Below are 17469 nucleotides of genomic sequence, written 5' to 3'. Positions count from 1 at the left end.
TGATTCGGCTATAATAGGAAGGCGAGAGGAGTGTTAATTGTTGGACACTAAAATTTTGAAGACACTTGAATATCCTAAAATCATACATAGATTGTCTCAGCATGCAGCAACATCGCTTGGGAAAACCATTGCTGAGTCGCTGCAGCCGGTTTCGGATCTGGAATCGGTAAAGCAGATTTTGCAAATTACCGACGAGGCCTACACAGCTGATCGTCTTAAAGGCAGTGCGCCATTTGGGGGAATTGTGGACATATCRGCGCCGCTTCACCGTGCCCGTATAGGCGGTACCCTTAATCCGGCTGAGCTTCTGGATATTGCGAATACCGCACGGGGCGGTAGACGTGTAAAACGGCATATCAGCGTTTTGCATGAAGATAATCCCATTCCAATGCTGCACCATATTGCAGATCAAATAAGTGAGCATAAGTCGCTTGAGGATGCGATTTTTGATTGCATCGATGACCAAGCGGAAGTGATGGACAGTGCTAGTGCTGAACTGGCCTCTATCCGGCGCGAGCTTAGAAATGGCGAATCACGGATTCGTGAGAAAATGGATCAAATGGTCCGTTCCTCGTCCGTTCAAAAAATGCTGCAGGACGCCATCGTAACACTTCGCAACGATAGATATGTTATTCCAGTGAAACAGGAATACCGTTCTCACTTTGGCGGAATCGTGCACGATCAGTCTGGTTCTGGCGCAACGTTGTTTATCGAACCGGAAGCCATAGTTGCAATGAACAATAAGCTTCGAGAGCTAAAGGCAGGCGAGCTGCGGGAAATTGAGAAAATTTTGCAGAAGCTAACTGCTTTGGCATCCGATTATGTAGAAGATCTTATTTATAACTTGGATTTGCTTGGTCAAATCGATTTTGCTTTTGCAAAGGCTCGGCTTGCTCATCTCATGAAGGCTACACAGCCGCGGATGAATGACCGAGGTTTTCTGAAAATAAAACGTGGACGCCATCCGCTAATTGCACCTGAGCAGGTTGTTCCACTCGATGTGGAGCTTGGCAATCAATACACTTCCATCATTGTAACGGGACCGAATACAGGCGGTAAAACGGTTTCCTTGAAAACCATCGGACTGCTTAGCCTTATGGCCATGTCAGGATTGTTTGTACCTGCTGAGGATGGCAGCCAGCTTTGTGTATTTGATGCTATCTACGCCGATATTGGTGATGAGCAGAGCATTGAACAAAGCCTCAGTACGTTTTCCAGCCATCTCAAAAACATCATTCGCATTTTAGGCTCCATGACATCAAAGAGCTTAGTGCTGCTTGATGAGCTTGGTGCAGGAACAGATCCAGCTGAAGGCTCGGCGCTTGCGATTGCCATATTGGAGCATGTTCATGCTATGGAAAGCCGTATTGTAGCAACTACGCACTACAGCGAGCTGAAAGCTTATGCTTATAATCGCAAGGGAGTCATTAACGCCAGCATGGAGTTTGATGTTGCTACTTTAAGCCCTACGTACCGTCTGCTTGTTGGTGTTCCTGGCCGAAGCAATGCATTTGCTATCGCCGAGCGTTTAGGACTTGCTCGTTCGATTATTGAGCATGCAAGAGGAGAAGTAAGCGAAGAGGATCAACGGGTTGAAAATATGATCGCCTCCCTTGAAGAGAACCGGTTAGGCGCTGAAACGGAACGTCAAACGGCAGAGTCGCTCCGCCGTGAGATGGAGACGCTGCGCGCGCGCCATGAGGCAGAGAGTTTGCGCTTTGAAGAGCAGAAAGAAAAGCTGATGCAGAAGGCGCAAGATGAGGCTCGCGAGGCTGTCCTCAAAGCCAAACGCGAGGCAGAACAAATTATTGCGGATTTGCGCAAGCTTGCAATGGAGGAGGGTGCCTCCGTCAAGGAGCATAAGCTCATTGAGGCACGCCGCAAGCTTGATGAAGCGGCTCCCGAGCTTCAGAAATCGAAGCGGGGAGCTTCCAAGACAGCAACGAAGCAGGTTAAGATTGAAGCTGGCGACGAAGTAACCGTTTATAGCTTAAATCAGAAGGGCACGGTTGTGGAAATTCATGGTTCCGATGCTACAGTGCAGCTGGGCATTATGAAGATGAAGGTTGCGCTGGATGATTTGGAGCTGCGAAGCTCTGGAGCTGCCGCTAGTAAGACACAACAGCCGAAGCAAGCAGCCAGCTTGCAGCGCACCAGAGAAGAAAATATTAAGATGGAGCTCGATCTTCGCGGAGAAAATCTGGAAGAAGCAATCCTTGAGGTTGACCGTTTTCTTGATGAGGCCTTTTTATCAGGCTTAGCTCAGGTTGCTATTATTCATGGTAAAGGCACTGGTGTGCTTCGTACTGGAATACAGCAATATTTGCGTAGACACAGCCATGCGAAGAGCTTTCGACTCGGCAATTATGGCGAGGGCGGCGTTGGCGTGACGGTTGTGGAGCTTAAATAGCTCCTAGCCATTGCGCAATCGAATACGGCAGATGATGGAGGGGTCTTGTAAATGAGTAATGAAGTCGATCAGTTGCTGAGCAATCCGTATGCTGCTTCACTTGTTTATGTATCGGTTGCGGTGCTGTCTCTCATCGTTTTTTTATCGTGCTTTGAGCTCGTAACCAAATATAAATGCTGGACGGAGATAAAAAAGGGAAACGTTGCTGTTGCTATGGCGACAAGCGGTAAAATATTCGGTATTTGTAATATTTTCAGGTTTTCCATCGAGTCCAACGATTCGGTGTATCAAAGCCTTATTTGGGGTGCGTTCGGTTTCGTCATACTTATGGCAGCATATTTTTTATTCGAATTTCTAACGCCTGTTTTTCGAATCGATGACGAAATCGCTCGTGATAACCGTGCGGTAGGGCTTATTGCAATGATCATTTCTGTATCTTTATCTTACGTGATTGGTGCAACTGTCATTATATAAACGGGGTGAAACCATATGAAATATTTATGGAGAATACTAGCGGTTGTCGCTGTTTTGTTTTTTGTTTTCGGTATCGTATATTTAATGAATCATTAGAGGGGAAGTTATGAGCATGGATGAGCATTTGATATGTCCTTGGTGTTTAACGGAAATTGTATGGGATGAAGAAATTGGGCCGGAATCGCATTGTCCGCATTGCGACAATGAATTAAGCGCATATCGTACGATAGAGCTTGGTTATGATGAGGATGAAGTGGAAGCTGATGAGCATGAAAAAGCTGTTCAGGCGCTAAAAATCAATGATGCTCGCAGAGCAGCAAAGCAAAATGGCGAGGAACCTGAAGACGATTGGTCAGACGATGAACTGGAGGAAGAAGCGGAAGAAGACGATTCCGATGATCCGAACCATAAACGTTGGCTAGCTCAGGGTGATGGTTTCCGCAATGCTGACAGTGCACGATTTGCTGTGGAAGAAACGGTTCAGCGTGTGCTTGATGATCAGGATGAAGTACCTGAATGCCCGGCATGTCGGGCGTATATGATCGAAGCAGGCGTACAGACAATTGATGGGCAGCAATTCGAGTCTAGAATCGCTCCATCTTTAGGAAAAGCGGTGCTCGAAACTCCTTTTCAATTGACCTTGTACGTTTGTCCCGTTTGCTATCAAACCTCGTCCTTGCTGAGTTCAGGCGACCGCGAGCAAATGATCAATCGTCTAACACCGGAAGAATAACAAACAACTGGCAATAATGGACGGGCATGGGCTGCATCCAAAAAGGGAATCTTACAAAACGTAATTCTGATACGTAAAGGGCTAGACATGTGAATGCATGAACTGGCCTGCGGCAGGAGGAATCGTTTTGGCAAAAACCTTAAATGGACAAGCAGCCCTTTTACTTATTGTGCAGGCGCTTTACGGTATTGCGAACGCGCTGTCTGGGACGTTTGTTCCCGTATACTTATGGAAAGCAAGCCAATCTTATATGTTGATCGGTTGGTTCACTATGGGTCAATATGTAATGAGTGGTTTAACCTTTTGGGTTGTTGGGAAATGGGTAAAAGAGCATAACAAAATGAATAGTTTGCGCATAGGCATTATTTTGTCAGGCGTGTTTTATTGTTCAGTACTGCTGCTGGGTACACAAGCGAAAGTATATTATTTGCCGCTTGGCCTTTTAAATGGGATGGCACTCGGTTTTTTTTGGGTCGCATTTAATGTAGTTTATTTCGAAGTGACAGATCCAGATAATCGGGATCGTTTCAATGGCTGGTCGGGGCTGCTTGGTTCTGCGGCAGGTATCGTGGCGCCGTGGGTATCAGGCTTGCTTATCACGTCGATGCAAGGAGAAAAGGGATATAGGCTTATTTTCACCCTTTCATTAATCATATTTTCTATAAGTGTAGTGCTCAGCTTTTGGCTTAAAAAACGCCATGGTCAAGGCCGCTATAATTGGAAGCATGGCTTCCAGCAGCTGATGCAAAAAGGAAATCCGTGGCGTCGCATGTTTCCAGCTATTGCAGCGCAGGGCGTGCGAGAAGGCGTATTTATGTTTCTTGTTGGCCTTACGGTATACGTAGCTACGCAAAACGAAAGCAAGCTAGGAACGTATTCACTCATTACATCCTTAGTTGCTTTAATCAGCTTCTGGATTGTTGGCAAAAAGCTCAAAAAAAACAATCGCAAATGGGCGATGCTCATAGGCGTTATCATGATTGGAATCGTTATATTGCCGCTGTTCTGGAAGGTCTCTTATGCTACATTGCTTATGTTCGGAATCGGAACATCACTGTTTATGCCGCTTTATATTATACCTATGACCTCAAGAGTATTTGACCTCATTGGCCAGTCCGAGGAAAGTGCGCGGGAACGAGAGGAATTTATCGTCCTTCGTGAAGCGGGATTAGTTTTTGGCAGGATTATCGGCTTATCGTCATATTTAATCGTTTTGCCGCTGAATCATTCTGCTGTCGCCATTACTTGGCTCTTGTTTGCGGTTGGCATCGTGCCGATTGCTGGTTGGTGGTTCATGAAGCCGTTTCTTACAGAGCAGCAAGCACAAACCTAAATAGAAAGGAAGTGAAGGAATGCCGAAAGTAGTTGCAGACATTACGCAATTAATTGGGAATACGCCTGTCGTAAGGCTAAACCGTCTTCCAGAGGAAGGCAGCGCCGAAGTATGCGTTAAGCTGGAACGCTTCAACCCAAGCGGCAGCGTAAAGGATCGCGCAGCCTTCTCTCTTATTAATGATGCCGAGAAGCGCGGTTTGATTAAGCCTGGTGATACCATTATTGAACCAACTAGCGGCAATACAGGCATAGGCCTAGCCATGAACGCAGCAGCTAGAGGTTACAACATAATATTAGTTATGCCGGACAACATGACTGCTGAGCGGATTAAACTGCTGCAAGCATACGGAGCGGAAGTTGTGCTTACGCCTGCTGCTGAACGCATGCCGGGAGCAATTCGAAAAGCGGAGGAGCTTCGGGCTGAGCGCCCGGGCAGCTACATACCGAATCAATTCGAGAATCATGCGAATCCGCGGATTCACCGAATGACGACTGCGATAGAAATTATCGAGCAAACAGATGGCAAGCTAGACGCTTTCGTTGCTACCGCAGGTACAGGCGGCACGATCACAGGAACAGGTGAAGCGCTAAAGGAAGTGCTCCCTCATTTGTATGTAGCGGTAGTAGAGCCGCAAGGGTCACCGGTGTTGTCAGGAGGAAAGCCAGGTCCGCATAAGCTTGTCGGTACTAGTCCTGGTTTCGTGCCCGCTATTCTTAATACATCGATTTATGATGAAATCATTCAAGTTTCAGATGAGCATGCTCTAACGACAATGAGAGCGTTAGCGACGCAAGAGGGTTTGCTGCTAGGACCTTCCTCAGGCGCTTCGGTATGGGCAGCGATGCAAATTGCAAAACGTCTTGGTGCTGGGAAGCGAGTGCTGTGCATTGCTCCAGATACTGGAGAGCGGTATATGAGCATGGATATTTTTTGATCAGCATACGGGAGTGGTTTATAACCATTCCCGTAATGATTGCTGCAATATATTGCGTCTTTCATCAATATAGTTATGAATAAAGGCTGGTTCTGCTAAAAAGGTGTCATAGCTCGCCTTTCGCGTATAATCGCTGCGAATAGCCGGAGATAACTGTGCATGCATCTGCGAAATGACGGGTTCCAGCTTCTCCACAGTAAATGCGGATAACAGCAGTTTCTTTATGATCGCTCTATATTTTCGTCTGCACGATGGGAATGTAAATAGCTTCTCTGTCAGCGTATTGTAGCCCTGAAGACGGACGAGATCGCTGCCGCAAGGCTTTCCGTAACAGTTTCTTCCCCAGGTTCCCTCGTAATCCCATGGAATGATTCGATATTTCCCACTTTTGCTATGCTCATAAAGCGCATAGTTTTGATCAAATCCATCGTAATTTCCAGTCAATACAGCTCCGGCAAGCCATAATAAATATTGTGATACATCAAGGCGTTTGGCATTATGCTCATTCAGTTTACTGCCAGACAAACGATTGATATTTCGAACGAACGATACGAGCCTCTTTTTTGTCCCCGTCTTTCCCAGCTTCAATTCATAACCATCAAATAACGAAGCTTTCGTACCTTTAGAGACAGGGTCCGTTAAGCTGAAGTCGGCACTGTCATTGACGGCATAGAGAAGAGAACGGCAGCCAATGCCCCTTTTTTCGAAAAAAAGTTGATCTACCGCTTCGATTTCCAAATAAACGCCTCGAGGCACGTCATTTATTATGAGCCAGAAGTGGTTGGTTTGAGGGGATGGCACACCAATTTTATTGAAAAAGTAAAAGGAAAGTGYGTTCCGCATCATGGATGGATCGTCATATTCCGCATTCCAATGAAATGTTTTGCCATTTTCAAGCCGAACTTCATAAGATTTTTTGGAATAATTACGTGTATGTCCTCCCCGCAAGCCAAACTCTGCAGTATAGGTTTGTCCCTCCATCTCGAGCTGTGCCGGTTTGAAGGAACGCCCCCAAGCATCGCTTTGTATCTCTTGGAAATCAGAAGCATTCATGCGTATGGAACGTGTCGGCAAGACTTCAGCAACCATCTAACCATCTCCCGAAGCAAAAGATAAAGCCTACCGTTACACGATAGGCGTTTTGATCTTAATACTCTATTCAGCTAATGCCCAGATGGTCACGATTATTTGGTCATGAATGTTTTCAATCCTAATGATCACAATGGAAAGCTTCCATATCTGAACCAGTAGAGTTCAAAATCTATAATTATACTACTCTATTATTTATAGGGGAATTGCTCAATCTCTCATAAATAGATAGCAATCTAGTACCACTTCCATACGGTATACATATTAATATATTACATTTCGTAACTCATGATAGATGGAGTGAATGGGAAAAGGAGGATGCAAAGCAACAGAGTAATGAATGGGAAGTGAATAGGTCGTAAGGGCGTATTTGAAGACAGTCTTAGAACAACAAACTATGAAATTATCGGAGGGATTTTTTTATGAGTCTATGGTATAACAATGGTTATTCAGCTGGTCAATCTGTTGCTAGTTATAACAATAGCCACAAAAGCAACAAGAGTGGAAACAAGGATCATAACTTTCTTCAAAGCTTGGTAGGAAAAAACGTAAAAGTTAATCGCGGCGGACCGGACTCACTTCAAGGCAAGCTCCACTCTGTAAAAAGCGACTATCTTGTTTTAAACACAAATGAAGGTGTCGTTTATATCGCAGACAGCCATGTTAAGAGTGTTACTGAGGGAGGTGCCAGCAATTCAAGCGGAGGCAACAAAAGTGGATCTGGCAACAGAAGCGGAAGTCGCAGCACAGAAGTTATTCGTGCAAACAATTTCAATGGTGTTATTCGTGCAATGAATCAAACCTTTGTACAGCTTAATTCCGGCGGACCTGAGAAAGTTGAAGGTTTCATTGCTCAAGCAGGCAGCAACTCAATCCTGCTCGTTTCCGGTAAAGAAGCTATGCAAATCCAGAACTTCCACATCAAATCAATTAAAGCAGCGGGAAGCAACAAATCTGGCGGAAACAACAATAACAAAAACAACAATAACAGCAAAAACGAAAACAAAAGCAACAGCAAAAACGAAAACAAAAGCGACAGCAAAAACAACAATAAAAACAAAACACAAGGCAATCGCAGCGGTGGAAAAAGCAATGCAAATGCGGCTGCCGTAAAAACAACTCGCAGTTCAGTAAAAAAATCATAATGGCCTGTCGGGCAAAAGGTAGAGCTTTTGCCCGATTACGCGATCTATCCGGATGAAAGGAGGTTAATTGCATGAAAAACCGTCATCCGCTGTTGGATAAGCAGGTCGAATTGGAGATTTCAGGGAAAGTAGCGCCTATACGAGGTAAATTGATCGAGTTTGGTCAGGATATATTAGTGCTGCATAATGGAACACAATTTTTGTATATCCCGCTTATTCATCTGCAGCAGCTTCGTCTTTCAACTCGTAAAGAAGAAGCAGAAGAAATATATGAAGTACCGGAAATGCCTTTCGAGCCTTATAATGAGCCCGTCTCGTACCGAAAAATATTAATGAATGCGAAAGGTATGTTCTCTGAGATTTATATTACAGGTAATCAGTCTATTCATGGTTATTTGACCACCGTTATGAATGATTTTTTCGTCTTCTATTCTCCCGTTTATCATACGGTGATCATCTCTCTCCACCATATGAAATATTTAATTCCGTACAGTCCTAACGTAACACCATACACGTTAACACCGGAACAATTCCCTCTAAAGCCATCCCCGCTAACCCTTGCAAGAACTTTTGATCAACAGCTTCGTAAATTAATCGGCGAATTCGTCGTGCTTGATCTCGGCGAGAATTCAAATAAAATCGGCGTTCTGAAAAATGTCGATCAAAGCATGATTGAGCTTGCGACTGTAAGTGGAAACCCCGTTTTTTTACATTTTGATCATGTGAAGACGGTTCATATTCCGTAGGAAAGAAGACTATGCTCTTAGCCAGTAGACGGCTTAAGCATAGTTTTTTTTGTTCTCTTTAAATAAAAGATTGACAGGATGCATTTAGATACATAGATCTGGAAACATTATCTTTGGAAGGAAGTGACAAGATTATGAAAGTGAAACCATTTGGGATTTTACCCTCTATGTTAATGATGGTTTTGTCTGTTGGACTTGTAAATCATGTTCTGGTTGTACCGCTGCTGCTTGATGCTGCTAAGCGCGATGCATGGATTTCTGTTATTTTTGGCCTTGTAATCGTCCTTCCTTGGGTTTTGTTTCCTTTTTATGGAATATTAAAGCGAATGGATGGAACTCCGTTTGATCAATGGCTCATACAGCTTATGCCGCGGTTTTTGGCTTGGATAATTATTAGTATTTTTCTGCTGGTACAGCTGAGTATTGCTTTTGAATCACTTATTATTACAGCTTCGTGGACTGCGACAACCTATTTGCCCAATACGCCCTCCATGGTGGTTTGTACTGTTTTTTTAGGTCTTTGTATGTTTGCATCAGTCTCAGGGCTGCGGACCATTGCTTATGTTAGCTGTATATTATTGCCGATCGTTGTACTGTTAGGCGATTTTGTCATGTCTGCGAACATGCCTCACAAGGATTATCACTATTTGCTGCCTATGCTCGAGAATGGGATGAGCCCGGTCATGAAAGGCATTTATTATGTGTTGACTTCGTCTTGCGAGTTTTTTGGGTTCATGTTCATCCAGCATCATATCCATGGAAAATTTAAAAGATGGCATTTCATCGTGCTTGTTTTGTTCTTATCGCTGCTGACACTTGGTCCGGTAATGGGCGCGATTGTAGAATTCGGCCCTGTTGAAGCTGATAAAATGCGGTACCCTGCTTTTTCGCAATGGAGACTGGTCTCCATCGGGAAATATTTTGAGCATGTTGATTTTTTTGCAATTTTTCAGTGGATGTCAGGCGCACTTATTCGTCTATCGATATCCATTCACATTTTGTCAGAATTTTGGCCGCTGCGCCGTTTAAAACAGAAGTGGATATCACCTACTGTGCTCGGCGTGATCATTTTGGTCATCTCGGGCGCTGGCATCAAAAATATGCTTCAGGTAAGGACGGCATTACATGCTGCATTTCAGTACACCGGCATTGTCGTCATGCTCTTAACGATCGTAATTTGGATCGTGTCTATGTTTAGAAAAAAACAGGGTGATAAAAAAAGAACAGCCATTATCGGCTCGGAGGAGGCAGAGCAGTTATGATTCATGACGAGCATAATAGTGAGATCGATCAAAACGATATTTCGTTGGATCAGTTAAAACACATATTGAAGGATTGTCATGATGTTATTGAATATAATCTGACACTCGACGTTGACGGTCCAATGGAAGTGACATTGATTTATTGCGATGGATTAATCGACAACCAACAATTGCAGCTAGGCTTATTGCCGTTATTGGAGAAATGGGCGGAGCAATTCAGAACGGTGCCAGACGCAGATACAGGTGAAAAACATAAGCCCAGCATGTTATTTAGTAAAATTCAGTCTGGGGATCTTGACAGCAACGTATTTGCCCGCCTATTTGCAGGCAGTGTCATATTGTCCTTTGCTAAATTCGAAGGATTGTTTGAATTTGACATCGCTAATCAGCCTGGAAGGACACCAGAGGAGTCGGTGCTTGAAGTATCGATTCGAGGACCGCGCGACGGGTTCGTCGAACAGCTTTCAACGAATGTTGCATTAGTCCGCATGAGGCTAAAAACACCAGATATGCATGTAGAGTATCGAAAAATCGGCTCCGAGTCCTTAACGGAGGTCGCTTTGCTTCATATGGAGGGCAAGGCCGATCCCAAGCTTGTTAAAGAAGCTAGAAGGAGACTGGACAATATCGATATTCCGGCTCTAGTAGGAGGAAGTCAACTGGAGGAGCTTTTATCCGACCGCCGCTTATCTTTATTTCCACTCGTTGAATTTGTAGGACGGCCTGATTATGTCGTTCAATCCTTGCTGCAAGGCAAGGTAGCAATATTGCTCCATGGGTCGCCATCTGCACTTATTGCTCCAGGAAACTTATTGCTGCTCATCAAATCACCAGAGGACGCACATTTACCCTTTTATTATGTTTCATTAGAACGTTTGTTAAGGCTCGTAGGACTCGTATTAGCTATTTGTTTGCCAGGTTTTTGGATAGCGCTGTCAGCATTCAACACGGATCAGATTCCATTTACGCTGCTAGCAACCGTTACGATGTCGCGAATCGGATTGCCGCTGTCGGCAACGATGGAAATGTTTCTGATGCTGACCATGTTCGAGCTGTTCAGGGAAGCCGGTGTAAGACTTCCAAGGGCAGTAGGCCAAACCGTTTCTGTTGTAGGCGGATTGATCGTTGGAGATGCAGCCATCCGTGCGGGCATGACATCGCCAACGATGCTCGTAATGGCCGCGGTAACGGCGGTATCAACCTTTACTCTCGTGAATCAGTCATTAAGCGGCTCCGTAAGCATCATCCGTTACCTTGTCCTTATCTGCTCATCTGTGCTGGGCATTTTCGGTTTTTTTGTCGGCTCCTTTGCGGTACTTATCTATTTGTGCACGTTAGAATCATTTGGACGCTCTTACTTATACCCGGTTGCACCTATGCGCTTAAAAGAGCTGCTGCCAGCGCTTATACAAATGCCATGGAAGCTTAAGAGTACGAGGAGGAATAAATGATGCTCTTTGCATGGATTACAAAGCAGGGAACACAGCTTAGAAAGTGTGCGGCACTGGCAGGCATCGTGTTTATGTCGTTGCTGCTGCAAGGCTGCTGGGATGAAGTTAACTTGGCGGATGTGAGCTATATATCCGCATTTGGCATCGACTATAAGGACGGACAATACGATATTTATGCCCAAACGATTAAATTTGGCCTAATTGCAAAAACAGAATCGCTTCAGCCTGATCCAAATCCGGTTTGGATCGGAAAAGGGTCGGGAGATACCGTATTGCTAGCTCTAAATGACTTGGCTCGCTCTGGCCAAACGATTTTGAGCTTGGAGCATTTAAAAACCGTGATCGTACAGGAGAGAGCGATGAGCAAAATCGCTGACATCATGGACGGGGTGAATCGTCAGCGGGCATCGCGGTATACGTCGCTGCTTTTCGGAACCAAAGCTCCGATTGAAAAAATTTTTACTAGCGATACTTTTTTTGATCAATCACCGCTTAACAGCATTATGTATATGCCGGGCCCTCTCGACAGCCAGAGAAGCTTCATTCGTCCTTATTCCTTGCAGCTGGCGGTACAGACGCTGAATGAACCCTCCATGGTCACTACTCTCCCTGCTTTGAATGCAAATGAAGAATACTGGAAAAGAAAGAAACAACCGCTGCAAATCCAGTTAATAGAAGGGATATTTATATTTAAAGATCTTAAATATCTCGGTTATCTTACGGAGCCTGAAGCCACAGGGCTAAGATGGGCAGATCCTGAATTCAAGCATTTTCTGCTCAAAGCGCAAGGGGAAAAAGGGAAAGCAGCAATCGCTGTCGTTTCATCCAGAGGGAGTGTGGATGTGAGTTTTAAAGGTGACAAGCCCATTTTCACATTAAAGATGCGAGTAGACGGGAATGTCGCAGAAATGGATGGCGTTATACAGGAACATGAAATTGTTTCGTCAGTTAAAGCGCGGATTAAGCAGGAGATGGAGGATACGTTCCGCAAGGGGCTCGAGAAGAAAGTTAGTTTCTTTCAACTGGAGCATCATCTGTACCGTTACCATCAAGCTTATTGGCAGCAAGCATGCAAAAGTAAGGAGTGGCTGCCAAAGCCCGATCAGTTAATTATAGAGGTGGATTTCCAATTAATTCACACCGGCAATTTCGATTTAAATATTGACACATAAATAAAGGAAATTTAGCTCATAATACGTTTGGCACGAAATAAATGGATCAAATCGTAATTTTGGACCAAGTTTAGAGGAGGATGATTAAATGATGCAGCCAATGACGGCAAAAGAGCTGGAGTACATTGCAGACTCTATGTCCAACGAGGATTTATTAATTAAGCAATGTGCAACGCTTGTTGCTACCGGTACTACACCAGCGCTTAGAAATTTATGCTCACAAATGATTCAAACCCATCAGCAGCACTATGATTCTTTGCTGCATGCGATTTCGCACCATCAGCAAATGGCTCCAACACAGCCTCAACAATAAGAAGGATTTTAAAAGAAGATTAGGAGGTCAATCATAATGCAGCAACAACAAAAGCAATCGATATTGACTGAGGAAGATTTGGCAGGCACGATCCTTAGCGATTTGAAAAGAGTTGTTCGTGAATATGCAACAGCAGCAACAGAGTCTATTTGTCCTGATATTCGCCAGCTGTTTACGAAATTGACAGACAGCACGTTGGCACTGCAAGGCCAGCTGTTTACGGCGATGCAGCAAGCGAATATGTACAATACATCCTCGCCTGCGCTGCGTCAGGAGCTGGACAAGCAGGCTAAGCAATATCAGCAAACCAAACAAAAAACGAGCCAGTTTTTACAGCAAAACCTTGGGCAACAGCAAAACCAAACAATGTATACGCCGCAAATGCAGCAGTCCGGCCAATATCAACAAGGCTCACAAACGCATTACATGTAAAGACCCCTTTGGGGTCTTTCCTTTTTATAAGGAATAGCAAGCAGAAGCAGCTTTTACATATCATGCTAATATTTCTCCGCGAGAAGTGCTGAAGCCGCCAAAATAAAGGCTTCAGCCTTTTATGCTTTGATTGCGCGAGAAACAAAAACGTTGTAAAATATTCTTTATAATTGCAGTTGTACTGGAAGGAGTTATACAATGACCGAATTACAGTTGAAAGTGCTTGAACTGCTTCAGGAGGATGCGCGCAGAGATGCAGATTTGATCGCAACCATGTTAGCCGTAACAACCGAGGAAGTAAAGCAAGCCATCGCCGAGCTAGAGAAAGACCATATTATCGTGAAGTATGCGACAGTCGTAAACTGGAGCAAGATTGACGACCAGAAGGTAACTGCACTTATTGAGGTACAAATTACACCAGAACGCGGTCGCGGTTTCGAAGGAATCGCTGAGCGCATTTATTTATATCCAGAAGTAAAATCCGTCTACCTGATGTCGGGAGCATACGATTTGCTCGTTGAGGTTGAAGGAAAAACGTTGAAAGAGGTCGCCTCTTTTGTATCGAATAAACTATCGCCTATTGACGCAGTATTATCGACAAAAACATTTTTTATTTTGAAAAAATACAAACAAGACGGCATTATCTTCGAGGAGCATGAAGGTGATCATCGGTTGATGGTTTCGCCGTGAAAAAAGGGTGATGGCAATGATTAAAGATGAAGAGAAACAACCCTCCACACCTTTGCAGCGTCAATCGATGGCTGATTATTTGTCACCGCTCGTTCGGGGCATCAAACCGTCGGGAATCCGTCGGTTTTTTGATTTGGTCAGTACGCGCAAGGATGTTATTACATTAGGAGTAGGGGAACCCGACTTTGTGACGCCATGGCATGTTCGGGAAGCTGCTGTATATGCGCTTGAAATGGGGAAAACGCAATACACGTCAAATGCGGGAATGCCAGAGCTGCGGGAAGCAATCGGGCAGTACTTAAACGATCAATTTGCCGTGCCTTACAACCCTGCGGACGAAATATTAGTAACCGTTGGCGGCAGTGAAGCCATCGATCTTGCACTTCGTGCGTTTATTGCGCCTGGCGATGAAATTTTGATTCCTGAGCCATGTTATATTTCCTATTCACCAATAACCGCGCTTACCGGAGGAAAACCTGTCGGTATTGAAACGTTTGCCAAGGATGAATTTAAGCTGAAGGCTGAGTCGCTTCAAGCCGTTATAACGCCAAAATCAAAAGTACTTATTTTATGTTATCCAAGCAACCCTACTGGCGGCACTATGACCTATGAGGACTGGCTGCCTATTGCAAAGCTAGTGGAAGAGAATGATCTTATTGTTATTTCCGATGAGATTTATGCGGAGCTTACTTATGGCTCGAAGCATGTAAGCTTTGCTGCAATGCCAGGGATGAAGGATCGTACCATTCTTGTGAGCGGCTTCTCGAAAGCTTTCGCGATGACAGGCTGGCGGATGGGTTATGCTTGCGGCCATCCTGATCTTATTGCAGCTATGTTAAAAATTCATCAGTATACAGTGATGTGCGCGCCGATTATGGCACAGTATGCAGCACTTGAAGCACTTCAACATGGCTTAGAAGAGAAGGACCGCATGGTGGAGGCTTATAATCAGCGCCGGCGTCTTGTCGTAAAAGGATTCAGGGAAATCGGACTCGATTGCCATGAGCCGCAGGGTGCATTTTATGCATTCCCATCGATCGTATCGACTGGCTTATCAAGTGAGGAGTTTGCGCAGCGTCTGCTCGACGAAGCGAATGTTGCAGCTGTTCCGGGAGATGTATTCGGTCTCGGAGGCGAAGGCCATCTTCGCTGCTCCTATGCAACTTCTGTCACGAATCTGACTGAAGCGCTTGATCGAATAGGCGGCTTTGTACATCGCTTGAAGCAAGAAGGCTAATTTAGCGCCTTTAATAAACAGCAGGTCAGGAGCTTATCCGACCTGCTGTTTGCATGAATAGAGAGTAATGGATGAAAAAAGGAGGCAAGGCCGATGAAACTATACACAAGAACGGGCGATAGCGGTCAGACATCTTTAATTGGCGGCCGCGTGCGCAAGGATGATGTTCGTGTTGAGGCATATGGTACCATTGACGAATTGAATTGTTTTGTAGGGCAGGCAGCGGCGGAAGCTGCCAAACACGAAGAGCTGGCAGAAATGGCAGCTTGGCTCGTTGATATTCAGCAGGAATTGTTTGACTGCGGCTCAGATCTTGCTTACGCCGTTGAAGGCGCGCCTCTAAAAATATCAGCAGAGCCGTCTAAACGTCTGGAAGAATGGATTGACCAATATACAGCAGAGGCGCCGGAAATCACGAGGTTTATTTTGCCGGGAGGAAGCTCTGTTTCTGCAGTTCTGCATGTATGCCGAACGGTATGCCGTCGGGCAGAGCGCCGCGTTGTAACGCTTGCAGCGGAGCATCCGATTAATGCCGATGTACAAACGTATTTGAATCGATTGTCCGATTTTTTCTTCGCCGCTGCTAGAGTTGCAAATGCGAAGCTTGGCGTATCAGATACGGAATATGTACGCAGCGCAGAAGTATTTCGGAAGCCTAAAAAATGATGGATAGACTTGAATTATTATATTATCGGCCGTTGGTGGCTGCGGTTAGTGAGGCAGAGCATGGAATGACCGTCCGGCGGGTGCTGGAGCGTCAACTGGGCGTATCACGCAAGCTGCTCTCGCAAGTAAAGCAAACGGAGCATGGACTGACTGTTAACGAGATTCGTGCCTATACAACAGCTCCCGTTGCAGCGGGCGATATCATTCGCGTACGCATGGAGAGGGAAATTTCCGGAGATATTTTGCCGCAACCTATTCCGGTACAGATCGTATTCGAGGATGAGGATCTGCTTATCGTAAATAAACCAGCCGGTATGATCGTCCATCCGACCCATGGACATTACACGGGGACGCTTGCTAATGGTATCGTCTACCATTGGCAAGAGGCGGGAGAGAAGGTGCGTTTCCGTCCCGTCCACCGCCTTGATGAAGAAACATCCGGACTTGTTGCTATTGCAAAAACCTCATATGTACATCAACAGCTTTCGGAGCAAATGCAGGCAAACGGTATTTTAAAGCTGTACCGTGCTTATGTTTATGGCTGCCCTGAGCCAGCTGCGGGAGTGGTTGATGCGCCGATTGACCGTGACCCAGACCAGCCGCATGTTCGCATCGTCACGCCAGAGGGTTATCCGTCTATTACGCACTATGAGACGATTGCACATTATGAATCTACTTCGGACAAGCCTGCCGCAGCGGCAGTGCGCTTAAAGCTCGAAACGGGACGGACGCATCAAATTCGCGTTCATATGAAGCATATCGGCTGCCCGCTTATCGGAGATAAAATGTATGGTACTCAGCAAGGTGTGGAGGAAGAGTGGGAGGACGCAGTCGGTCGTCAAGCACTCCATGCCGAGATACTGGGCTTTACCCATCCAATTACAAAAAAATGGATGGGATGGCGTGCGGATTTGCCGCCTGAGCTTGAACGATTAGAACGGAGTCTATCAAAATAAATGGGACTAGTCAGCCCAATGCTGGAGGAAACAAGAGGATGACGAAACAAAAGGAACTAACTATCATTCAATATCCAAAATGCGGTACATGCCGCTCAGCGCTTAAATCGCTGCAAAATAAGGGCAACGATGTCGTATCCAGAAATATTGTTGAGCAAACACCTACAGCTGCGGAACTGAAGGAGATTGTCAAAAACAGCGGTCTGGAGCTGAAAAAGTTTTTTAACACATCTGGAGATGTGTACAGGGAGCTTGGTTTGAAGGACAAGCTGGCTGACATGTCTGAAGATGAGAAATATGACTTGCTTGCTTCGAACGGCATGCTGATTAAACGGCCTATCGTGACGGATGGCAAGACGGTTACTGTTGGATATAAGGAAGAACAATACGAACAAGTTTGGAACAATGGAAAAGGGTGAATGG

At 45.2% G+C, this 17469-nt stretch carries 18 protein-coding genes; 17 read left to right on the top strand and 1 reads right to left on the bottom strand.

The features are described 5' to 3' along the window. The first annotated feature begins 40 nt into the window (after positions 1-40). From AC1DPK_RS03580 to cysK, 5 genes are all read left to right on the top strand, one after another. Positions 41-2410, top strand: coding sequence for an endonuclease MutS2 (locus tag AC1DPK_RS03580; protein WP_339207696.1), 2370 nt, complete (start codon positions 41-43; stop codon positions 2408-2410). 51 nt (positions 2411-2461) lie between these two features. Then, positions 2462-2884, top strand: a complete 423-nt coding sequence (locus tag AC1DPK_RS03575; protein ID WP_076267890.1) for a DUF350 domain-containing protein — start codon at positions 2462-2464, stop codon at positions 2882-2884. A 112-nt stretch (positions 2885-2996) separates the two neighbouring features. Further along, positions 2997-3617 carry a hypothetical protein gene (locus tag AC1DPK_RS03570; RefSeq protein WP_144376747.1) on the top strand — a complete coding sequence of 207 codons (621 nt, stop codon included), beginning with the start codon at positions 2997-2999 and terminating at the stop codon, positions 3615-3617. A 127-nt stretch (positions 3618-3744) separates the two neighbouring features. Next, positions 3745-4950 (top strand): MFS transporter, encoded by a 1206-nt coding sequence (locus AC1DPK_RS03565; RefSeq protein WP_339207698.1) that lies wholly within the window; start codon positions 3745-3747, stop codon positions 4948-4950. 19 nt (positions 4951-4969) lie between these two features. Next, positions 4970-5887 carry a cysteine synthase A gene (gene cysK / locus AC1DPK_RS03560; protein WP_477509351.1) on the top strand — a complete coding sequence of 306 codons (918 nt, stop codon included), beginning with the start codon at positions 4970-4972 and terminating at the stop codon, positions 5885-5887. Positions 5888-5905: 18 nt separating this feature from the next. Here the strand turns inward: cysK and AC1DPK_RS03555 are convergent, their stop codons facing one another. Further along, positions 5906-6976: a CotH kinase family protein gene (locus tag AC1DPK_RS03555; protein ID WP_477509350.1), complete on the bottom strand. Its 1071-nt coding sequence runs from the start codon at positions 6974-6976 to the stop codon at positions 5906-5908. Positions 6977-7398: 422 nt separating this feature from the next. Between AC1DPK_RS03555 and AC1DPK_RS03550 the strand changes: the two genes are divergently transcribed. The 12 genes from AC1DPK_RS03550 to AC1DPK_RS03495 all read left to right on the top strand — a co-directional run bounded on the left by AC1DPK_RS03550 (position 7399) and on the right by AC1DPK_RS03495 (position 17465). Next, on the top strand, positions 7399-8121 hold the full coding sequence (locus AC1DPK_RS03550) for a DUF6897 domain-containing protein (RefSeq protein ID WP_477509349.1): 723 nt from the start codon (positions 7399-7401) through the stop codon (positions 8119-8121). A gap of 71 nt (positions 8122-8192) precedes the next feature. Continuing rightward, the gene (locus AC1DPK_RS03545; protein WP_441879009.1) at positions 8193-8867 is read left to right on the top strand and encodes a DUF2642 domain-containing protein; all 675 of its coding nucleotides are present in this window, start codon (positions 8193-8195) and stop codon (positions 8865-8867) included. A gap of 134 nt (positions 8868-9001) precedes the next feature. Next, positions 9002-10129, top strand: a complete 1128-nt coding sequence (locus AC1DPK_RS03540) for a GerAB/ArcD/ProY family transporter (RefSeq protein ID WP_477509348.1) — start codon at positions 9002-9004, stop codon at positions 10127-10129. Further along, entirely contained in the window at positions 10126-11580 is a 1455-nt protein-coding gene (locus tag AC1DPK_RS03535) for a spore germination protein (RefSeq protein WP_477509347.1), read from the top strand. Before AC1DPK_RS03540 ends, AC1DPK_RS03535 begins: the two co-directional genes overlap by 4 nt. Further along, the gene (locus tag AC1DPK_RS03530) at positions 11577-12752 is read left to right on the top strand and encodes a Ger(x)C family spore germination protein (protein WP_477509346.1); all 1176 of its coding nucleotides are present in this window, start codon (positions 11577-11579) and stop codon (positions 12750-12752) included. Before AC1DPK_RS03535 ends, AC1DPK_RS03530 begins: the two co-directional genes overlap by 4 nt. Positions 12753-12840: 88 nt before the next feature. Beyond that, positions 12841-13065, top strand: coding sequence for a hypothetical protein (locus AC1DPK_RS03525; protein WP_339207707.1), 225 nt, complete (start codon positions 12841-12843; stop codon positions 13063-13065). 36 nt (positions 13066-13101) lie between these two features. Beyond that, positions 13102-13497: a spore coat protein gene (locus AC1DPK_RS03520; RefSeq protein ID WP_477509345.1), complete on the top strand. Its 396-nt coding sequence runs from the start codon at positions 13102-13104 to the stop codon at positions 13495-13497. A 198-nt stretch (positions 13498-13695) separates the two neighbouring features. Next, positions 13696-14187, top strand: coding sequence for an Lrp/AsnC family transcriptional regulator (locus AC1DPK_RS03515; RefSeq protein WP_076267879.1), 492 nt, complete (start codon positions 13696-13698; stop codon positions 14185-14187). 16 nt (positions 14188-14203) lie between these two features. Continuing rightward, positions 14204-15424 (top strand): aminotransferase class I/II-fold pyridoxal phosphate-dependent enzyme, encoded by a 1221-nt coding sequence (locus AC1DPK_RS03510; RefSeq protein WP_076267878.1) that lies wholly within the window; start codon positions 14204-14206, stop codon positions 15422-15424. Between the two features lie 93 nt (positions 15425-15517). Further along, entirely contained in the window at positions 15518-16090 is a 573-nt protein-coding gene (locus tag AC1DPK_RS03505) for a cob(I)yrinic acid a,c-diamide adenosyltransferase (RefSeq protein WP_441908963.1), read from the top strand. Then, positions 16087-17046 (top strand): RluA family pseudouridine synthase, encoded by a 960-nt coding sequence (locus tag AC1DPK_RS03500; RefSeq protein WP_477509344.1) that lies wholly within the window; start codon positions 16087-16089, stop codon positions 17044-17046. The genes AC1DPK_RS03505 and AC1DPK_RS03500 overlap by 4 nt, the downstream gene beginning before the upstream one ends. A gap of 38 nt (positions 17047-17084) precedes the next feature. Then, positions 17085-17465 (top strand): arsenate reductase family protein, encoded by a 381-nt coding sequence (locus AC1DPK_RS03495; protein ID WP_076267876.1) that lies wholly within the window; start codon positions 17085-17087, stop codon positions 17463-17465. Positions 17466-17469: the final 4 nt, after the last annotated feature.

The organism is Paenibacillus sp. 01T424 (assembly GCF_056398745.1).
Note: the sequence above shows the minus strand (reverse complement) of the source record. Positions and strands in the feature narration are given on the sequence as shown.

What these genes read in the sequence shown, in the direction of transcription:
- AC1DPK_RS03520 (WP_477509345.1), top strand. Translation starts at nt 13,102, where the DNA reads ATGCAGCAACAACAAAAGCAATCGATATTGACTGAGGAAGATTTGGCA.
- cysK (WP_477509351.1), top strand. Translation starts at nt 4,970, where the DNA reads ATGCCGAAAGTAGTTGCAGACATTACGCAATTAATTGGGAATACGCCT.
- AC1DPK_RS03515 (WP_076267879.1), top strand. Translation starts at nt 13,696, where the DNA reads ATGACCGAATTACAGTTGAAAGTGCTTGAACTGCTTCAGGAGGATGCG.
- AC1DPK_RS03505 (WP_441908963.1), top strand. Translation starts at nt 15,518, where the DNA reads ATGAAACTATACACAAGAACGGGCGATAGCGGTCAGACATCTTTAATT.
- AC1DPK_RS03540 (WP_477509348.1), top strand. Translation starts at nt 9,002, where the DNA reads ATGAAAGTGAAACCATTTGGGATTTTACCCTCTATGTTAATGATGGTT.
- AC1DPK_RS03535 (WP_477509347.1), top strand. Translation starts at nt 10,126, where the DNA reads ATGATTCATGACGAGCATAATAGTGAGATCGATCAAAACGATATTTCG.
- AC1DPK_RS03525 (WP_339207707.1), top strand. Translation starts at nt 12,841, where the DNA reads ATGATGCAGCCAATGACGGCAAAAGAGCTGGAGTACATTGCAGACTCT.
- AC1DPK_RS03495 (WP_076267876.1), top strand. Translation starts at nt 17,085, where the DNA reads ATGACGAAACAAAAGGAACTAACTATCATTCAATATCCAAAATGCGGT.
- AC1DPK_RS03510 (WP_076267878.1), top strand. Translation starts at nt 14,204, where the DNA reads ATGATTAAAGATGAAGAGAAACAACCCTCCACACCTTTGCAGCGTCAA.
- AC1DPK_RS03545 (WP_441879009.1), top strand. Translation starts at nt 8,193, where the DNA reads ATGAAAAACCGTCATCCGCTGTTGGATAAGCAGGTCGAATTGGAGATT.
- AC1DPK_RS03570 (WP_144376747.1), top strand. Translation starts at nt 2,997, where the DNA reads ATGGATGAGCATTTGATATGTCCTTGGTGTTTAACGGAAATTGTATGG.
- AC1DPK_RS03500 (WP_477509344.1), top strand. Translation starts at nt 16,087, where the DNA reads ATGATGGATAGACTTGAATTATTATATTATCGGCCGTTGGTGGCTGCG.
- AC1DPK_RS03530 (WP_477509346.1), top strand. Translation starts at nt 11,577, where the DNA reads ATGATGCTCTTTGCATGGATTACAAAGCAGGGAACACAGCTTAGAAAG.
- AC1DPK_RS03550 (WP_477509349.1), top strand. Translation starts at nt 7,399, where the DNA reads ATGAGTCTATGGTATAACAATGGTTATTCAGCTGGTCAATCTGTTGCT.
- AC1DPK_RS03575 (WP_076267890.1), top strand. Translation starts at nt 2,462, where the DNA reads ATGAGTAATGAAGTCGATCAGTTGCTGAGCAATCCGTATGCTGCTTCA.